The organism is Gracilibacillus salinarum, from assembly GCF_022919575.1.
Classification (GTDB): domain Bacteria; phylum Bacillota; class Bacilli; order Bacillales; family Amphibacillaceae; genus Gracilibacillus; species Gracilibacillus salinarum.
On record NZ_CP095071.1, the window covers coordinates 1,694,181 to 1,713,678 of the forward strand.

14 protein-coding genes are annotated in these 19,498 nt (G+C 39.0%); 10 read left to right on the top strand and 4 right to left on the bottom strand.

What is annotated here, in order from left to right:
- Positions 1-2: 2 nt before the first annotated feature.
- The 3 genes from MUN87_RS08000 to MUN87_RS08010 are packed head-to-tail and all read left to right on the top strand — an operon-like array spanning position 3 to position 5,117.
- On the top strand, positions 3-827 hold the full coding sequence (locus tag MUN87_RS08000; protein ID WP_244747191.1) for a carbohydrate ABC transporter permease: 825 nt from the start codon (positions 3-5) through the stop codon (positions 825-827).
- A 30-nt stretch (positions 828-857) separates the two neighbouring features.
- Entirely contained in the window at positions 858-3,968 is a 3,111-nt protein-coding gene (locus MUN87_RS08005) for an alpha-mannosidase (RefSeq protein ID WP_244747192.1), read from the top strand.
- Positions 3,969-4,028: 60 nt separating this feature from the next.
- Positions 4,029-5,117 (top strand): GntR family transcriptional regulator, encoded by a 1,089-nt coding sequence (locus MUN87_RS08010; protein WP_244747193.1) that lies wholly within the window; start codon positions 4,029-4,031, stop codon positions 5,115-5,117.
- Positions 5,118-5,244: 127 nt separating this feature from the next.
- Here MUN87_RS08010 and MUN87_RS08015 read toward each other — a convergent pair whose 3' ends face one another.
- The 4 genes from MUN87_RS08015 to MUN87_RS08030 form a co-directional block, all read right to left on the bottom strand.
- Positions 5,245-7,242 (bottom strand): acyltransferase family protein, encoded by a 1,998-nt coding sequence (locus tag MUN87_RS08015; protein WP_244747194.1) that lies wholly within the window; start codon positions 7,240-7,242, stop codon positions 5,245-5,247.
- Positions 7,243-7,412: 170 nt separating this feature from the next.
- Positions 7,413-8,966: a glycosyltransferase family 39 protein gene (locus MUN87_RS08020; protein WP_244747195.1), complete on the bottom strand. Its 1,554-nt coding sequence runs from the start codon at positions 8,964-8,966 to the stop codon at positions 7,413-7,415.
- Between the two features lie 44 nt (positions 8,967-9,010).
- Positions 9,011-9,415, bottom strand: a complete 405-nt coding sequence (locus MUN87_RS08025) for a GtrA family protein (RefSeq protein ID WP_244747196.1) — start codon at positions 9,413-9,415, stop codon at positions 9,011-9,013.
- Positions 9,402-10,361 (bottom strand): glycosyltransferase family 2 protein, encoded by a 960-nt coding sequence (locus MUN87_RS08030; RefSeq protein WP_244747197.1) that lies wholly within the window; start codon positions 10,359-10,361, stop codon positions 9,402-9,404. The genes MUN87_RS08025 and MUN87_RS08030 overlap by 14 nt, the downstream gene beginning before the upstream one ends.
- A gap of 411 nt (positions 10,362-10,772) precedes the next feature.
- Between MUN87_RS08030 and MUN87_RS08035 the strand changes: the two genes are divergently transcribed.
- The 7 genes from MUN87_RS08035 (at position 10,773) to MUN87_RS08065 (ending at position 19,405) form a co-directional block, all read left to right on the top strand.
- Positions 10,773-12,077, top strand: a complete 1,305-nt coding sequence (locus tag MUN87_RS08035; protein WP_244747198.1) for an ABC transporter substrate-binding protein — start codon at positions 10,773-10,775, stop codon at positions 12,075-12,077.
- A 102-nt stretch (positions 12,078-12,179) separates the two neighbouring features.
- Positions 12,180-13,040 carry a carbohydrate ABC transporter permease gene (locus tag MUN87_RS08040; RefSeq protein ID WP_244747199.1) on the top strand — a complete coding sequence of 287 codons (861 nt, stop codon included), beginning with the start codon at positions 12,180-12,182 and terminating at the stop codon, positions 13,038-13,040.
- Entirely contained in the window at positions 13,040-13,855 is an 816-nt protein-coding gene (locus MUN87_RS08045) for a carbohydrate ABC transporter permease (RefSeq protein WP_244747200.1), read from the top strand. The genes MUN87_RS08040 and MUN87_RS08045 overlap by 1 nt, the downstream gene beginning before the upstream one ends.
- Before the next feature lie 24 nt (positions 13,856-13,879).
- On the top strand, positions 13,880-14,908 hold the full coding sequence (locus tag MUN87_RS08050; RefSeq protein ID WP_244747201.1) for a LacI family DNA-binding transcriptional regulator: 1,029 nt from the start codon (positions 13,880-13,882) through the stop codon (positions 14,906-14,908).
- 61 nt (positions 14,909-14,969) lie between these two features.
- Positions 14,970-15,629 (top strand): YesL family protein, encoded by a 660-nt coding sequence (locus tag MUN87_RS08055; RefSeq protein WP_244747202.1) that lies wholly within the window; start codon positions 14,970-14,972, stop codon positions 15,627-15,629.
- Between the two features lie 84 nt (positions 15,630-15,713).
- Entirely contained in the window at positions 15,714-17,381 is a 1,668-nt protein-coding gene (locus tag MUN87_RS08060) for a glycoside hydrolase family 13 protein (RefSeq protein ID WP_244747203.1), read from the top strand.
- A 419-nt stretch (positions 17,382-17,800) separates the two neighbouring features.
- Complete coding sequence (locus MUN87_RS08065) at positions 17,801-19,405, top strand: amidohydrolase (protein WP_244747204.1); 1,605 nt, start codon at positions 17,801-17,803, stop codon at positions 19,403-19,405.
- The last annotated feature ends 93 nt before the right edge of the window (positions 19,406-19,498 follow it).

The following is a 19,498-nucleotide window of genomic DNA, read 5'->3' on the forward strand; positions in this document are numbered from 1 at the left end:
TCATGAACCGTTTTAGATTAGAAAAAACAGTTCCCTATATTGTCTTATCATTGATTGGTATCTTATTTCTATTACCATTATTATGGGTGATTTTCGCCTCCTTCGATGCCAATGCGAAACAAGCATTATCGATGCCATCATCGTTTACACTGACTAATTTTTCTGCCATTTTGTCAGATCCGGCGAATATTCGAGCCTTTATCATCGGTTTGTTTTTATCTATTGGGCAAGCAACACTCGTTGTAATTGTCGGCGTACTTGCAGCCTATCCATTGTCACGATATGCTTTAAAATATAAAAAACCATTTATGTTTAGTATTCTTTTCATGACCTCTTTACCAATCACCGCAGTAATGGTGCCAGTCTATCAGTTGTTTATGTTCTTAAACTTGCAAGATTCGTTAGTAGCCACTATGTTATTCTTAACAGCATCTGGTCTACCGTACGGCATTTGGATGCTAAAAAACTTCATGGATGCCGTTCCTCTAGAACTAGAAGAATCAGCCTGGGTAGATGGTGCATCGATTTGGACTTGTTTACGAAAAGTAGTAGCACCACTAATGGTACCCGGCATTTGTACTGTCGCGATCTTTACTTTTTCTATGAGTTGGGGAAACTTTTTTGTCCCATACATTCTCATTCAGTCACCAGATAAATTCCCAGCTTCCGTCACCATCTATCAATTCTTTGGTACCTATGGGATGGTCGAATATGGAAAACTAGCAGCATTCTCGGTCATTTATACGATGCCTGCTGTCATTCTTTATTTATTCTCACAGAAGTTTATGTCAAAAGGATTTAGTTTCGGTGGAGCAACCAAGGGTTAGTTATCTATACAAATTACTGGAGGGAAATACATGTTTTGGACTGTAAAAAAATTAGAAAAGCAAATATCAGAATTAGCTTCTTATCGGTATCGCAGCGCGAAACCTATTACCTCATTTAGCTATTTGCTAGACGAACAGGGAGAAATCGCTGCCCAACCTCCTCAACAAGGTAATTGGTTACCAATGAGTATTGGTGACAGATGGGAAGGAAGAGACAAATATCTTTGGCTCCAGACAGAAATGGACCTGCCAAAAGATTGGAATCAATCTACTATTATTGGCGTATTTAATTTTGGCAAAACAGGTGGTGGGCATAACTCTGGCTTTGAATCCTTACTGTATGTGAATGGCAAAGCCTATCAAGGAGTAGATGCTAATCATCAGGAGGTTTTCATCGATTCCACTCTAGCTGGTACAACGCTTTCTCTTTGTTTCCGATTATGGTCCGGACTAGAAGGTGGCGGTGCTCCAACCATCCAGGAACATCAACTCCGAACTGCCTTTTTGGCACAACTTGACACAGTCATCGATGACCTCTATTTCACAGCAAAAGCTACCATTGAGACCATCAAGTATTTGGAAGAAAACCAACCTGAACGAGTCGAACTATTAAAATTGTTAGACCAATCCTTTCATGTGGTTGACTGGGCTATCCCTGGCGATGAGACCTTCTATCAATCTTGTAATCAAGCATTATCTATTTTGAAAAATCGACTAAGCAAGATACCAAATCACCATCCAGTGACCGTCAATGCCATCGGTCATACGCATATTGATGTGGCATGGCTGTGGCGCTTAAAGCATACTAGAGAGAAAACTGCGCGCTCTTTTTCAACAGTTCTTCGGCTCATGGAAAGATATCCGGATTATATTTTTCTACAAACACAACCACAATTATATGAGTATATAAAAAACGATTATCCAGATATATATGAACAAATGAAAGAACGAATTAAAGAAGGACGCTGGGAAACTGAGGGAGGGATGTGGTTAGAAGCAGATTGCAACCTCATCTCAGGTGAGTCAATGGTACGTCAGTTATTGTATGGTAAACAATTTTTTCAGAAAGAATTCGGTAAGAACTGTGAATACTTATGGCTTCCAGATGTATTCGGTTATAGCTGGGCCTTACCACAAATTCTCGTTAAATCAGGTATTAACACATTTATGACGACAAAAATCAGCTGGAGTCAGTATAACAAAATGCCACACGATACCTTTAAGTGGCGCGGGATAGATGGTACAGAAATCCTGACCCATTTTATTACAACACCAGAGGATGAACATTGGTTTTATACGTACAATGGAAAAGTCACACCAAGAACAATTAAAGGTATCTGGGAATCTTACCGCGATAAAGCAGTCAACAATGAATTGATTCTTTCCTATGGCTATGGAGATGGTGGTGGCGGAGTAAACCGGGAAATGCTTGAGATGATCGAACGATATGACCGAATGCCTGGTCTTCCAAATGTAAAAACAGGGAGAGCTGATCAGTATTTTCGCAGATTGCAAGAGACGGTTGAGCAAACCGATCAATATGTCCACACATGGGACGGAGAATTATATTTAGAGTACCATCGTGGCACTTACACAAGTCAAGCCCATAATAAAAGAATGAATCGAAAAATGGAACTGTTACTTCGCGACGCCGAGTGGTTGCAAGTACTTCGATCGATCATACAAAAAAAATGGCATGATTATCCGCAAGCTGAACTTTATGATGCTTGGAAAATTGTCTTACGGAACCAATTTCACGATATCATTCCTGGATCATCGATACGAGAAGTCTATGAGGATAGCAGTCTCGAATATGAAGAAGCGAATCAGTTAGCCAGATCTGCCTATGATCAGGCCTCAAAGGCATTAGTAACTGACAACGAATCGAATACCTATACTATTTTTAATTCAGGGTCATTTGATCGAACCGAACTTGCTGAAATCGATGAAGCGGATGATACCTTACAATGGTACGATGACGAAGAACAGCTATTACAAGCACAACGGACAAAGGATGGCAAATGGGTCGTTCAAGTAAAAGACATCCCAGCACTTGGAGCATCTGCTATTCACTATCAACGGGGTAATTCAAAATTTAGCAGCAAATTTTTATACACTAATACTGGGATTACCACCCCCAACCTGACCATATCCTGGAACGAACAAGGTCAGCTTACCAGTATTCTGGACATTCAATCTGACAAGCAACTTTTATCAAAGCAAGCCAACGGCAATGTCTTACAAGTATTCGAAGACAAACCAATGCAATATGATGCATGGGATATCGATATCTATTACCAGGAAAAGATGAGAGAAATTGAAATTTGTTCGTCGATCTCGTTAGTGGAGGAGGGGCCTGTTCGAGCTGTCGTGCAATTCAAATGGCAATATGCAAATTCCACGATCACCCAAGAAATGATCGTCTACGCTGACAATTCAAGAATTGATTTTGCCACATTTGTCGATTGGCATGAACGACAGCAGCTGTTGAAAGTAGCATTCCCTGTTGATATTCGCGCAACAGAAGCCACCTATGATATTCAATTTGGTAATGTAAAAAGACCAACACATTGGAATACGAGCTGGGATCTCGCCCGCTTTGAAACTGTCGGTCATCAATGGGCAGATTTATCGGAAACAGGATACGGAATCAGTCTCTTGAATGATTGTAAATATGGCTATGACATCAAGGATAATATCATACGGTTGACTTTAATCAAATCGGCGATCGCACCAGATATCGAGCAAGACCAAGGCTCACACTATTTCACTTACTCCTTTTATCCACACAATGGAGATTGGCAGGCTGGAAGAACTGTGCAAGAAGCATGGTCATTAAATAACCCACTACAAGCCAAGAAAGGAAAGTTCGCTTACCCTTCTGTCATATCGATGGATACAGACAATGTCATGATTGATGCCATCAAAAAGGCAGAAGATCATGACAAATTGTTCCTGCATCTTCATGAATATACAGGTGCAAGCTCTAGGGTTCATCTTGCATGTCCTTTTACTGTAACATCATGGCAAGAATGCAATCTGATGGAAGAAGCAATCAGTGACAAGCAATCGGGCTCGCCTATACAATTTGAAATAAAACCATATGAAATAAAAGCATTTATGATCGAATTTAAATCGTAATAAAAGAATCTCTTTTATTCTATACTTATCACAAATGACTCATTGAAGGAGCAGACCATAATGACATCCTTATATGAACAAATGTACCAATCCTTAAAAGCTGATATTAAGAATGGAAAATTCCAAGTAGGTGATCGAATTCCTTCAGAAACCAGTCTAGCAGAACAATTTCAAGTGAGCAGAATAACGAGTAAAAAGGCATTAGAAAAGCTGATGAACGAAGGTCTCGTCTATCGCCAGCGCGGTAGAGGAACCTTCGTATCAGAGATGAAGCATCATTCGCAAAACTTAGTAAAATCAAAATCCCATCCCCCAACATTTGGATTAATCATGACTAGCCTTGATGCCAGTTTTGGAAATGAATTGGTCTCTTCTCTAATCGAAAAATCTAATGTCCCTGCTACTGTTATCGTCAGAGTCTCTTCTGGCATTCCGGAGAATGAAGCCAAAATAATAGAAGAATTATTAGATATAGGTGTTCATGGCATATCAATTGTTCCTGCTCACTCTGAGCATTACAGTCAGGAGATATTAAAACTAGTAATCAATCAATTTCCTTTAGTATTGCTCGATCGCTCGATTAAAGGAATTGGTGTGAATTCTGTCTCTACAAATAATCAAGCTGCTTCACAAGAGGGTGTTCACTACTTAATGGAATTAGGTCACGAGCATATTGCCGTACTAATGCCTTCCAATTACAAAACCACCTCCATTGAAGATCGCATCAACGGCATTGTGCACGCATATGCAGAGAATAATTTGATGGTAAATCGCAACTTATGGTTCTCCAACATCCAGAGCACTCTGCCACAGCCTGCCAGCTCGAGAAGCGAAGATGTACAACGCATAAAACAACACCTCCAAGAACACCCTAACATTACTGCTATTTTTGCCCTGGAATATAATATTGCCATTCTAGCAAAAAAGGCAATAACAGAACTTAACATACAAGTACCAAAGGACATGGCCATCATTTGCTTCGATAGCACACCATTTAATGATATGGAGTATAATTTTACACATATCAAACAAAATGAAACAGAACTGGGTAAACAAACGATACAGCGATTAACAGAAATGTACAACGGCAATTATGAAATTCGTAGAGAATATGTACCTGCAACCTTAGTTGAAGGCAGTACAACATAATCCTATTTTTCAAAAAATTCAAGACCACATGAAAACGAATCATTTCATTTGTTCTCATGTGGTCTTTTGATATTTATTCAAAGCATACTAAATCCAACGTAGTACTCATTCTGAAAAAAGGTAACACTCATTTTCCACCCAATGCTTCCCTTATATAAGTCTCTAATACATTTGTCATGCTTTTTGCATATAGTGCTGTTATATGATGCTGATCTTTGTAAACAACGACATTACCAATCACTGGATAACATGTATCATCGTCACAAAACTGGTCCGATAAATCAGCAAAATACACATTACCTGGTATGTTGTCCGTGTTCTCCCACGGTATCGAGTCTGACAACACATCTTTACGAGGAACAGAACACTCTTCAATGCTTTTTTCTTCTAAACATAACGGTATTTTTTCTTTCATTCTCGGATTATCTCTTATAGCAAAAATAGTAGTAACACTTTCAAACTTCTCCCATTGTTTCAAGTATCCTTCTGGAATAGTTGATCCACTGTTTACATTTGCAGTTGTGAATAATAAATCTGGCGGATTGTCTTTTAATGGTTCAATCACTTCTTCATTCCACTTCATACAAGTATCTGACATAGCTCCGTCAAAATCATCTGCTGTAAAACGACAGCCATCTTTATTGTACAAGTCAATTTGAATATTCAGATTCTGGGCTATTTCAGCTAAAGGCGGAAACCAATGGCCAGAATGAGAACCTCCGACTAATGCAATCGTGTAATCCGGATTATCTGTCACACCATAAGAACAATAACTGACCACATTTTCTTCTAAATCAGAATAACAATCTTTTTCTGCATAAAAAGCTGGCAGTACGGTTGTATTTCCTGGCTCAATTGCAATTGGATCCACATCTTCGTCTGGAGTGATATTTTCACTAAATGCTCGTGCACCTGGGTATTTTTCTATAGTGTACTCTTCGGCTGATACCGTTTGCGTTGTTTGCGTCGAAGAATATACCCACCACATAACATTTAATAAAAAAACTGGAATCATTAAAGCTGGTAATACTTTGTATAACTTTGATTTTGAACCTTTTACATCCATACGTCTAATAGGTTTTTCCACTAATTGAATAGACAAAAATGAAGATCCAAATGCTAAAAGCATGATGAACAAACCATGAAGGAAAGAGATTTGATTAGAATTTGTGTAGTTAAAATATAAGATCAATAACGGCCAATGCCAAAGGTAAAAGCCGTAAGAAATACTGCCAAAAAACTGAAAGAATTTTGAACCTAGTAATCTGGCAACACCAAATATGCTGTTATTTTCTGCTGATACTATTACCAGAATTACCCCCGCAGTCGGTAACAACGCCACATATCCAGGAAATACATTCGAAACTGGTAAAAGAAGGCCTGTAAATGAGATGATAGCCAAACCAATCCAGCCAATACATGTACTTACATATGTATTACATTTCAAATACGGCAAGAGTAGAGCTAATATCCCCCCTAAACTAAACTCCCAGGCCCTGGCAAACGTATTGAAATATGCCCACGGCTGGTTCACTTTGGTAATATATACAGAATAGCATAACGATAAAATAAATATGGTAATTAGTACACCGAGTAATGTCTTTCGAATGGGTGTTTTCCATACTTTTTTCGCTAACAAATAAGCAAAGAAAATGATAAGAGGCCAAGTAATATAAAACTGCCCCTGTAAAGATAATGCCCAAAAATGTTGTAATGGACTTGCCTCATTATTTTGTGCTAAATAATCGACTGCATTATGTGCTAATAACCAATTTTCGAAATATAATCCAGATGCAATAATCTCTGAAATAATCTGTTTGTACTGAACGTGTGGCATTATGAAGAAAGAGAAAATAGTAGTAAAAAATAAAACAACAAATACGAGTGGAAATAACCGCTTCATCAAGCCTAGTATATATTCAAAATAGTTTACCCTTCCTCGTCTTTCTAATTTCGTCAGTAAGGAAAGAGTAATCAAATAACCTGAAACAATAAAAAATACATCAACTCCACCCGACACGGAACCAATCCATATATGATAAATCGCAACCAGCATAGCAGCTACTACTCTGATCCCTTCTAATTCTGGCCGAAATCGCTTCTCCATTATTCTTAAATCTGACATGTCCATCTCTCCAATTCCGATAGTATAACTCCTGTTCACTTGAGAACAGCACCGTTATATTAACCCAGTAAATTCCATACTTCAATGAAATTTACAATCTTTTTACAGAATCTAAATAAACTTTACGCAAGCACCATTAAAATAGAATAGCTCCCTCTCATAATAGGGAGCTATTCTAAATAGTAGACGGTACAATATCCATAATTGTTCAGTTTGGTATACGATTCTACAGCCGGCAAGTGCTCTACAAGCTCTTCCATAATAGTGGTATCCTCTGATTGACTGTAAACAACAAATTCATCATAATTCTCCTTTTCATATAACATGGCAAGATCATTCATTTTATAAAAGGTGACGCTTTTATAATTTGCTAGTTCCATATAATGTGTCGGTATTTTCCAAGTACGGTCATATAAATAAATAACATCATTGCCTTGATATTGCTCTGCAATCTGTAATGCTTCTGCACTGTCTTTCTGTAAATACTCGAAAGAAGTTGTTTTCCAGTAACCATTTACAGAAATTAAAAGAAGCAAGATACAACAAACGACAAGAGAATTGTTTTGATTCAAAAGAGTTCTCATTGCCCCATGCAATAAGCATATAAAAATAAGGACAATAAGCGGAAATATTGGCTGCAGATATCTTTCTACTGTGTAAACAGCTATATTTGAAATGAGAAAGAAATACAAACTGCATACCACCAACAAATAGACAACCATCCAAAAAGAATTACCACTAGCCATGTTTTGATTTCTTAAACGCATATTTGAAGCAATCATGATTATCACTATCGCTATCACAAAAAACAGTAAATAACCACCGAATAAATTATCGCTGATCTTACCCCAAAAAGAATGCAAAGTTGATAGATAACCATTCGTACTCATGAAGTTCTCTATTGATTCTTCTCCACGTTGACCGCCACCAAGGATATGATCGTAAATACTCGGGAACAAAACAATAACAGAAACGAGCATACTTACATACGCCCCAATATAGATAAATAATTTCCTCCACTGTTTTCTAAAAAGTAAATAAAAAACGAATATGGCACAAATAAAAAAGGTTAATATTAAAAAATAATAATGCGTTAATGCCCCAGCCAATGAAACAAGATACACAGAGATGTAAAACTTGTAATCAACGGTGTTCCCCAGTTTAATATTCTTCAAATGGATATATGCAATCCATAAACAAAAAAACATGGTCATAATATACATACGAATAAACATCATATCAGAGATAACGCCAGGGTTTACCGCCCAAAATACACTCGTCAGAAATGCTGCAAATTTGTTACCTGTAATTAGCATAGCGAATTTATAAAGCAATACGATAATAAAAGCATTAAAAATAAGATTGACTGCAATACCGATATACGGACTAAACTCCCCAGAAAATACAGAACTGATCGTATGCACGATGACATAATAGAAAGGGGGATGTACATCATTTGCTTGATTTCGCCAGACGTTAGCATAGTCAAAGTTCGTTTCTTCGGGTGTGCTCAAAAACGATTCCTGGAATTCCCCATAAGCATTATATTTTTCGCCTGGTTCAACATCGATATAACTAGTACTGTTTGCAAGACTGTATGTAAGCAGTTCATCAATGTGATAGTTTATTTTTTGTTGCAAGAAAATGATGCTAAGTACAGTAGATAGAAGAACAATCAGTAATATTAGTATATTTTTTTTAAAGAATGTAATGTTAGTTTCCATTAGACAAACTCCGTTTCTATAAGTATAGAAAAACTTTACAGTAATTACGAACTACTAGAGCTTTCTTTAAACACAAACCATTTACTAGTCAAATAATTAAACATGACAACAATAATATTGGCTATTATTTTTGTTACAAGGTCATTTATATAGAAAATCTCTATCAAGACATACATAACGAATAAATCTACTAATAGTGAAAGAACTCGGTAAAATACAAATACACCAAAACTTTTAAACATCAAGAAAATGTTCGAATACTTAGCTTTGAAAACATAGGATTTATTTGTAAAGTAAGCAAATAACACAGCTGCGATCCATGCTGTCACGGTTGCTACTTGATAATGCCATGCAAATACACTCGTCAGCAATACGTAAACGGTAAGGTTCACCAGTGTAGTCATTATCCCGAATAGTATGTAGCTGATTATTTCCTTATTTAACTTCATGGATGAATAATTCCTTTTTTTCATTATACTCCTGGACTAAATATACAGGCCTTTTTTTCGTTTCATTAAATATTCGTCCTAAGTATTCGCCTATAACCCCTAGAGATAACAATTGAATACCCCCGAGAAATAAGATGACACTCATTAAAGAGGGATAACCTGTTACGCCTTCTCCGAAAACCAGTGTTTTAATGATCACAACAAACATATAAATAAAAGCCCCTATTGAAATAAACATTCCCAACAAGGATGAAACCTTCAAAGGATAAGTAGTAAACGACGTAATTCCTTCAATAGCCAAGCCAATTAATTTTGGATAATTCCATTTTGTTTCACCTGCTGCACGCGGGTCCCTATTAAAGAGGATTTCTTTTTTCTTAAATCCTAACCAGCTAAACAACCCTTTCGTATATCTTTGCGATTCTCTCAATTGACGCAGTGCATTAATGCATCTGCGATCTAATAAACGAAAATCCCCTGTGTCTTCCTGAATAGGAATTTTCGTTGTCTTTTTTAAAATTCTATAAAATGTTTTAGAGGTTGATTTCTTTAACCATGTTTCTCCTTTTCGGTTACTCCGTTTGGCATAGACATCATCATATCCTTGTTCCCAATAGGAAATCATCTCAGAAATAAGTTCGGGAGGATCCTGCAAATCTGCATCGATAATAATAACCGCTTCTCCTTTTGAATAGTCAAAGCCAGCTAACATAGCTATTTCTTTTCCAAAATTTCGCGATAAATCCACATAAGATATTCTTCCATCGGATGCACGTAATTTTTTTATAATTTGCAGTGTTTTATCTTTACTACCGTCATTTACAAAAAGGATTTCAAATTGATAATGGCTTATACTATTTGTTACCTTATTTAATCGCTCGTAGAAAGCTTCTATCACAGTTTCTTCGTTATATGCTGGTACTAGTACGGTTATTAACTTGGACATTTCTGACCCCCTCGAAATGACTTGATTCGCTTCACACTATAATTATCAATTAATCTTGAACAATGACCGATTCATTTACTTAAAAAATATAAGCTTCCTTTTCAAATGCATGGCAATATTAACGCAATAATAGGATTACATCAACATCTTTTACAAATAATTTACAATAAATACATACAATTTACATTACAGGTATTCATATGTTACTAAAATGCTTTCCAAAAACTCCTTGCCCTTTCCATTTTTATATGCTACCATTAATGCAAGTCATAAAGGCAAACGTTTGCACTAATTTGCACTGATCATGCAAAGCCTTTTTTTCTCTATAGTAATTGAACGCACGGATGTGAAGAAAGCGTTCTATTTAAGACGCCTTACGTGCGGAAATAAAAAAGTAAGGGGAGATTTTTTATGAAAAATAGCAAGTTCTTTGCAAAAATGGCCTCTGCCGTTGCATTATCCAGTATGATTTTAGCAGGCTGTTCATCCGACGATTCAAACGGTGATAACGGCGAGTCCGCTTCTGGCGATAAAATTCAAATTGATATTTTTCAAGGAAAAGTAGAATTTAAAGAACAATTCGAGGATCTCGTTGCCTTGTATGAAGAAGAAAATCCGAATGTTGAAATTAATGTCGAAACAGTTGGCGGTGGTACCGATTATGCACCCGTCCTAAAATCTGCATTCTCTTCTGGTGATGCACCTAACATTTTTAATGTGACTGGACCCCAGGATGTAATCGATTACAAGGAATACTTAACAGATTTATCCGATACAGAAGCTGCTGGTGCTGCATTAGACGGCACACTCACAACCGTAACAGATGGTGAGCAGATTCTTGGTCTTCCATTCAATCAGGAAGGGTATGGACTTATTTATAACAAAGCAATATTTGAAAAAGCTGGCATTAACCCAGATGACATCCTGAGCATGGCAGATCTAGAAGCTGCTGTGCAAACAATCGATCAGCAAAAAGAAGAACTCGGACTGGAAGCGGTGTTCGCTCTCCCTGCCAAAGAAGCCTGGGTATTAGGGGATCACTTAGCCAACACTTACTTAGCACCAGAATTTAATCATGACGTAATGGAAGCATTTGAGGCCGATACGGTCACATTTGAAAAAGGCGACGAAATGAAACAATTCGTAGATTTACAATTTGATTATTCAATTCAGCCTGTACTAAGCCTTGATTATTCACAACAAGTTGAAGAATATTTCTCTTTACAACAAGTTGCCATTATCCAGCAAGGGAACTGGATCTACCCTTCCGTTGAGCAAATGGATCCGGAATTCGCGCAGAATATTGGTGTCCTTCCGATTCCGGTAGAAGGAAATGAAGGCAGTCTCCCGGTAGGCGTTCCTAACTATTGGGCAGTCAACAATGACTTCGATGAAGAAGTCGTGCAAGCATCGAAAGACTTCCTGGACTGGATGTACACATCTGAAACAGGGAAAGAAGCGGTATTAAATGATTTCAAATTTATCCCGGCTTATGAAGGATACGATACTTCGAAAATAGCCGACCCATTATCACAGGAAATCTATGAATATGCATCTAACGGAAACACAATCGGCTGGGTTTTCTCCGGTTACCCTAGCAATCCATGGGGAACTGGCGTTATCGGACCAAACATTCAAAAATATTTAGCTGGCGAAATGACTTGGGAAGAAGTAGAAGCTGACGCCATCGCGAAGTGGGAAGAAGAAAGACAATAAAGCAAGACGTGCAACTTTTCTAAGCAAATGTTGCTGGACTCATGGTGAGCAGCTGACAAACAGATTAGCTGTTCACCTATCCATTATTAGGAGGGATTTCTCATGCGTAACCGTGATCTATCATTCTGGTTATTTCTAACACCGGTGTTACTAGGACTGATCCTTGTCGTGATCGTTCCCCTTATTTACGGTACGGTCTTTTCATTTACGGATTGGAACGGACTGAGCGCTACGACTTTTGTTGGTTTGGAGCATTACCTGAACCTCTTGCATGACCAGGAATTTATTGATGCGATTGTCTTCACCATTCTATTCTCTGTCGTATCGATCATTCTATTAAATGCTTTAGGTTTAAGTCTGGCGATCCTCGTAACCCGTCAGATTAAAACCAATAACATGTTACGAACGATCTTCTTCATGCCCAATTTAATTGGTGGACTGATCTTAGGTTTTATCTGGCAATTTATTTTCATCAGTGTATTTGGCGACATTGGAGAAGCATTACAAATCGAAGCGATGCAAGGCTGGCTATCGACGACAAGCACCGGTTTCTGGGGATTGGTCATTCTAACCTGCTGGCAAATGGCGGGATACATTATGATCATTTATATTGCCTACTTGCAAAATATTCCGAACGAACTGATTGAGGCGGCAAAAATAGATGGTGCGAACAGCTGGCAGCGATTCCGTAATATTACCTTCCCGTTAGTGGCACCTGCCTTTACGGTAAGCATGTTCTTAACGCTGTCGACATCTTTCAAAATCTATGATCAAAACCTGTCGTTAACTAATGGCGGGCCGTTCGAATCAACCCAAATGGTCGCGATGGAAATTGTCAAAACAGCATTCAGTGCCAATGAAATGGCATATGGTCAGGCAAAAGCAGTCGTTTTCTTTATTATCGTATCAATCATTGCTCTGACACAAGTGTATTATAATAAGAAACGGGAGGTTGACATGTAATGGAGAGCAAACGAAAATTATACATCATTGAAACCGTAGGTGTTCTGCTCGGATTATTGTGGCTATCTCCGTTTTACTTAATGATTGTCAATGCCTTTAAAACGAAAAAAGAAATCTTTACCGGAGTTCTCGATCTGCCCGAAGCATTCACGACAGCCAATTTTGTTGAAGCTTATATTGATTTGGACTTCACTACTTCCCTGTTCAATTCGGTGTTGATTACCGTTGTCAGTGTCGGGATTATCATTTTCTTCTCGGCTATGGCAGGCTATGCGTTAGCACGTAACAAAAGCAAGTTAAGCGGTGCACTGCTTTTACTATTTGTATCAGCGATGTTAATCCCATTCCAATCGGTCATGATCCCGCTCGTCTCTTTATTCGGGCAAGTAGAAATGTTAAATCGTGCCGGTCTCATCTTTATGTACTTAGGTTTCGGTTGTAGTTTATCGATTTTCCTTTATCATGGAGCTATGACAGGTATCTCAAAATCACTGGATGAAGCAGCTATCATTGATGGAGCCAACAAATTTCAGACCTTTATCCATATCATTTTTCCATTATTAAAACCGATTTCCGTGACGGTCGGGATTCTGAATGTGATCTGGATTTGGAATGATTACTTATTGCCATCGTTGATTCTTGGAGAGAACAATGCAACGATCCCGTTGAAAATGTTCTACTTCTTCGGTCAATATACGAAACAGTGGCATTTAGCATTAGCAGGATTAACGATTGCGATTATTCCGGTGATTGTCGGATACTTCTTCGCGCAGAAACAAATTATTAAAGGTGTTTCCGAAGGCGCAGTTAAATAAGCAGTAGTAAACGAGGTGTATTGGATGTCCGTAACGATTAAAGACGTTGCCAAGAAAGCAGGTGTGGCTGCGTCTACTGTCTCACGTGTTTTATCAGACAGTCCCAAAATTAGTGAAAAAACAAAGAACAGAGTCCGAAGCGTGATGGAGGAATTAGGCTACCATTTAAATGAAAATGCCCGAAATTTAGTCCAGCAGTCAACGAAAACAATCGGCATCGTCATGAAGAATTCAGCAAGTGAATCTCTGCATGACCCCTTCTTTCCTGAAGTATTACGAGGAATCAGTGCCTATTGCAATAAACAGGATTATAGTATTTCAATCACCACCGGCGAATCAGAAGAAGCGATATTTAAAGATGTCGTCAAAATGGTAAAAGGTAAAAAAGTCGACGGGTTGATCGTCTCCTATTCGAAAAAAGATGACCAAGTCATTTCCTATTTACAGGAAGCTGACATCCCGTTCGTAGTAGTTGGAAAACCGTTTGGCAGACCAAATGAAATTCTCTATGTCGACAATGACAACGTTTTAGCTGCCAAAGAAGCGACCGAGCATTTGATTACGTTAGGTCACCGGGAAATCGGTTTTATCAGTGGCAATAAAGAATTTGAAGTGACAGATGCCCGGCTGCACGGTTATCAGGACGCACTTCGCAATCATCAGCTGAATGAACGTGCTGATTTTATCAAAAACCCGGCATCACCGGAAGTCGTGCGGGAATCGATGCAGGAACTGATGCAATTGCCGACGACACCAACCGCTCTAGTCGTGACCGATGACTTGTTCGCGATGCATATTTTATTCGTCTTACGCGAGCTTGCGATCCAGGTACCCGAAGAAATGAGTGTCATCAGCTTTAACAATACGATTTTCAGCCGATTTTCCAACCCGCCGCTAACTTCTGTCGATACACAGATTTATCAGCTGGGCTTTGAGGCAGCGCGTTGTTTAATCGACGAGATCAAGGAACCGTCTGTTGTCAAAAGAAGTGTGATCATACCAACTTTTATTGAGGAACGGGAATCCAGTATATCCAGCTCACAAAAAGCATAAAGTGTGACTGTATCCAATGGTTTTCTTTAGGACAGTTATAAACAACAAGGAGGCGTTCACTGTGCATCAAGGTTTAGGAAAGTTTTATGGCGTGACTGACTGGATAGCCCGGCTGGCGGTCGTCAACGTACTGTGGCTCCTTTTCAGCTTTCCCATTGTACTACTCTTATTGAATATGATCGTTACCGGAGTTAACGCAGTACTGCTCGCCGGCATCATCATCCTTACACCATTCGTAGTCTTTCCAGCTTCCACTGCGCTTTTTGCCTGTATAAGAGACTGGATATTAGACCGTGATCAGCATTCGATATTCAGTTCCTTCTGTCGTTATTATGTAAGGAATTATCGTAAAAGCTGTATCAGTGGCATCCTTCTGACTGCTGTCTGGACGATCTGGGGCATCGATTATTACTACCTCAGCTCACGTAATGTTATGCTTTTATTCGTTTTCCTGGTATTTGGGCTGATTTTATTTGTATATACGATTCATTTCTTTTCGATGTTGGCACATTTTGAGATGAATTTACGTATGCTTTGGAAGAATGCGTTTCTGCTTACATTGGGACGACCACTACTGACGGTGGTGATTTCGCTCGTCAGTGTCGTTATTCTCTATGTCAGCATCAACGGCTTATTATTTCTATTACCTTTTTTCACAGGTTCACTGATTGCTTTTCTAAGCTTTTCAATCTTTTACAGATGGTACTTGCACTTCATATGAAATGAGACTTCAATCAGCGGGAGTCTTAAAGACGGTTAGCACCGTGATAAAAAAATACACAGATAACATCTTAGGGGGATTATCATGAACAAAAAATGGTGGAAAGAAGCAGTCGCCTATCAAATTTATCCACGAAGTTTTAACGATTCGAACGGTGACGGCATTGGAGACATTCCAGGTATTATTGAAAAATTAGATTACCTGCAAGATTTAGGCATCGACGTCATTTGGGTTTCCCCAATCTATGAATCTCCGAATGATGATAATGGCTATGATATTAGTGATTACCAGGCGATCATGAACGATTTTGGAACGATGGAAGATTTCGATCAGCTGCTGACCGAGGTACATGACCGCGGTATGAAATTAATTATGGATTTAGTGATCAATCACACGTCCGATGAGCATCCTTGGTTTCTGGAGTCGCGCTCTGCTATTGATAACCCCTACCGTGATTTCTACATCTGGCACCCCGGTGATAATGGTAAGGAACCAAACAATTGGGAATCGATTTTTGGAGGATCAGCATGGGAATATGATCAGCACACGGGCGAATATTACATGCATGTTTTTTCCCGCAAACAGCCAGATTTAAATTGGGAAAATCCTCGCGTACGAGAGAAACTGTACGAGATGGTCAATTGGTGGCTCGATAAAGGAATTGATGGTTTTCGCATTGACGCAATTTCACACATTAAGAAAACACCCGGATTTCCTGACTTACCAAACCCCGATAACAAAAAATACGTTCCATCCTTTGACGGTCATATGAACCGTGATGGTATTCATATTTTCTTAGAAGAATTAAAGCAGAAAACATTCGACCACTATGATATCATGACCGTCGGTGAAGCGAATGGAGTATCCATCGACCAGGCAGATGAATGGGTCAGTGAGGATAACGGCAAATTTGATATGATTTTTCAGTTCGAACACCTCGACCTATGGGGCACCAGTGCAAGCGGCGGCCTCGACATCCACGCCTTAAAGGATACCTTTAGCAAATGGCAAAAAGGCCTTCATGACAATGGATGGAATGCTTTATTCTTAGAAAATCATGATCAGCCCCGCTCCATTTCAACATGGGGAAATGACGAAGACTATCGGAACAAATCGGCCAAATGCCTGGCAACCTTATACTTTCTCATGCAAGGAACACCTTTTATCTATCAGGGCCAGGAAATTGGCATGACAAATGTCCAGTTCGATTCCATCGAAGATTATAACGATATTGCCATCAAGAACCGCTATCGTGAAGGCATCGCCTCAGGTAAATCCCACGAAGAAATGATGGAGATCATCTGGAAAAATGGACGCGACAATTCCAGAACCCCGATGCAATGGAACACAGATAAGCAAGCCGGATTCACCTCGGGAACTCCGTGGCTTGGCGTCAATCCAAATTATCAGGAAATCAACGTCGCCCAAGCAGTCACTGATCCCGATTCGATTTATCATTATTATAAAAAATTAATAGATGTAAGAAAAAGCAATGCCGCACTTTTATATGGTGATTACGAGTTGATTTTAGATGATCATCATCAGATCTACGCTTATACAAGAACCACGGACGAAGAAACCATGCTGATCATCACCAATTTATTCGAGGATGAAGCAACTTACGAACTACCAGAATCACTGCTGCAGCGGTCATCCTCGTTATGCTTAAGCAACTATGATGTTGAAACGGGAGAGCAGATGGTTAATGGCGTATTGAGACCTTATGAAGCACGTGTTTATAAGTTGGTGTGAATGAAAAAAAGAGAGGGACGGGAAGCTGTCTCTCTTTTTTGTTACTCTAAAAAGAAGTCGAATAACTTTATTCAAAGATGCCCTTTTTTGATTAGCAAAAGGGAAATACACTAGATTGCTGACGAAATTCTTAAAGGGGCATTTCTCGGAAGTATTCTCCTGGATTTGTCTCTTTTACAGAATTTACTTATTTTTGCCTTTTAGCGATAAAAGAAAGATGATAATCCAATTATGTCACCAACGTTAGCTAGATTTTACTTTTTCACATCTCTTCCATTATGACTGATCCCCTTTTCTTTTCTCTTTCATTTCTAACCCGAATATGATTCAATATACGATATTCCTCCGATTCATTTCCAAGATTATACGATGAGAATGCGGTGGACTTTTGTTTTTACCTGAAAGGATGGGATATACAAATGAAAAAGCTATACTATGGCGGAGAAATTATCACCATGGATGAGAACAATAAACATGTCGAAGCCGTGTTGGTGGAGAATGGCGTCATTACAGACGTTGGTCCGTTATCCAAATTTGTATCCTTACTACACGACGAAAATACTGAAAAAGAGCATTTAGAAGGACATACATTAATGCCCGGATTTATTGATCCACACAGCCATGTTTCCATGGTTGGGCCTGTTGCCTCATTGTGCGATCTCAGTAATTGTGATGATTTTAACGATATTGTAGAGACCATGAAAGCTTATATTGTAAAAAATCAATTGAATGATAACGATCCCGTGATTGGATTCGGCTATGACCATAATGTCTTAAAAGAAGAGAAGCATCCTACAAAAGAAATATTAAACCAAGTATCAACAGAAAGAATAGTTGCTGTTATGCATACGTCCGCACATATGGGCTGCGTCAATGATGTTGCCTTGCAAGCTGCTGGTATTGATGAACACACCCAGGACCTTGAAGGCGGGAAAATCGGGAGAGTAAAAGGCTCGATGGAACCGAACGGCTACTTGGAGGAAGCTAATATCATGGCCATTCGTGAACAGCTTACCCGTGACACCGAGACTGATTATGCTGCCTTAATGCAAAAAGGGCAGGAAATCTATCTCAAACATGGCATCACAACATGTCAGGACGGGGCTACAAGCAAAGAAATCATGCAGCTTCTACACACTTTAGCAGAACAAGACAAGCTGATGATCGATATTGTTGCATATCCACTCGTGATGGAAAAACCGACGCAACTGTTAACGGAATACAGTCAATACGCAAAGATGTATCACAATCGCTTCAAGCTCGGAGGATTCAAGCTGTTTCTCGACGGATCACCACAGGGAAAAACAGCCTGGCTATCTGAACCATATGAAGGAGAAGATGAATATCGCGGATACCCTTGGTTTGATGATGAACAAGTAACGGAATTTGCAAGGACAGCTATCAACGATGATGTCCAGTTACTGACACACAGCAATGGTGATGCCGCTTCTGATCAATTACTCCGATGCTACGAATCAGCATTGGATGAATCGATCAATCCGAATAAACATCTGCTTCGACCTGTGATGATTCACTGCCAAACGGTACGGGAAGATCAGCTGGAAAAAATGGCGGATTTAGCAATGATTCCTTCGATTTTCAATGTGCATACCTATTATTGGGGAGATGTACATCTGAAAAATCTTGGCGAGAAACGCGGTAGCAAAATCAGTCCGGCAAGAACTGCTTTTGACAAAGGATTAAAGGTTAACTTTCATCAGGATTCGCCTGTCGTCCAGCCAGATATGCTGCATGCTGTCTGGTGCGCAGTGAATCGAGAAACAAGAAGCGGCCAGGTCATTGGAGAATCCGAACAAGTATCTGTCTATGAAGCATTACAAGCAGTGACAATAAATGCTGCTTATCAATATTTTGAAGAAGATTCAAAAGGAAGTATCACTCCGGGAAAACTTGCAGATTTAGTAATCCTGGAACAGAATCCACTCACGGTAGATCAGGCATCTATCAAAGACATTCAAATCTTAGCGACGATGAAAGAAGGAGAAACTTTATATCAGCAATAGAGTCAAAGCGGGGGTTTAATCTCCCGCTTTTGGTTAAGCTATTTGTATGCTTATGTTTAACATGTTTGCAAAACGGGTATATGGAGATGTATC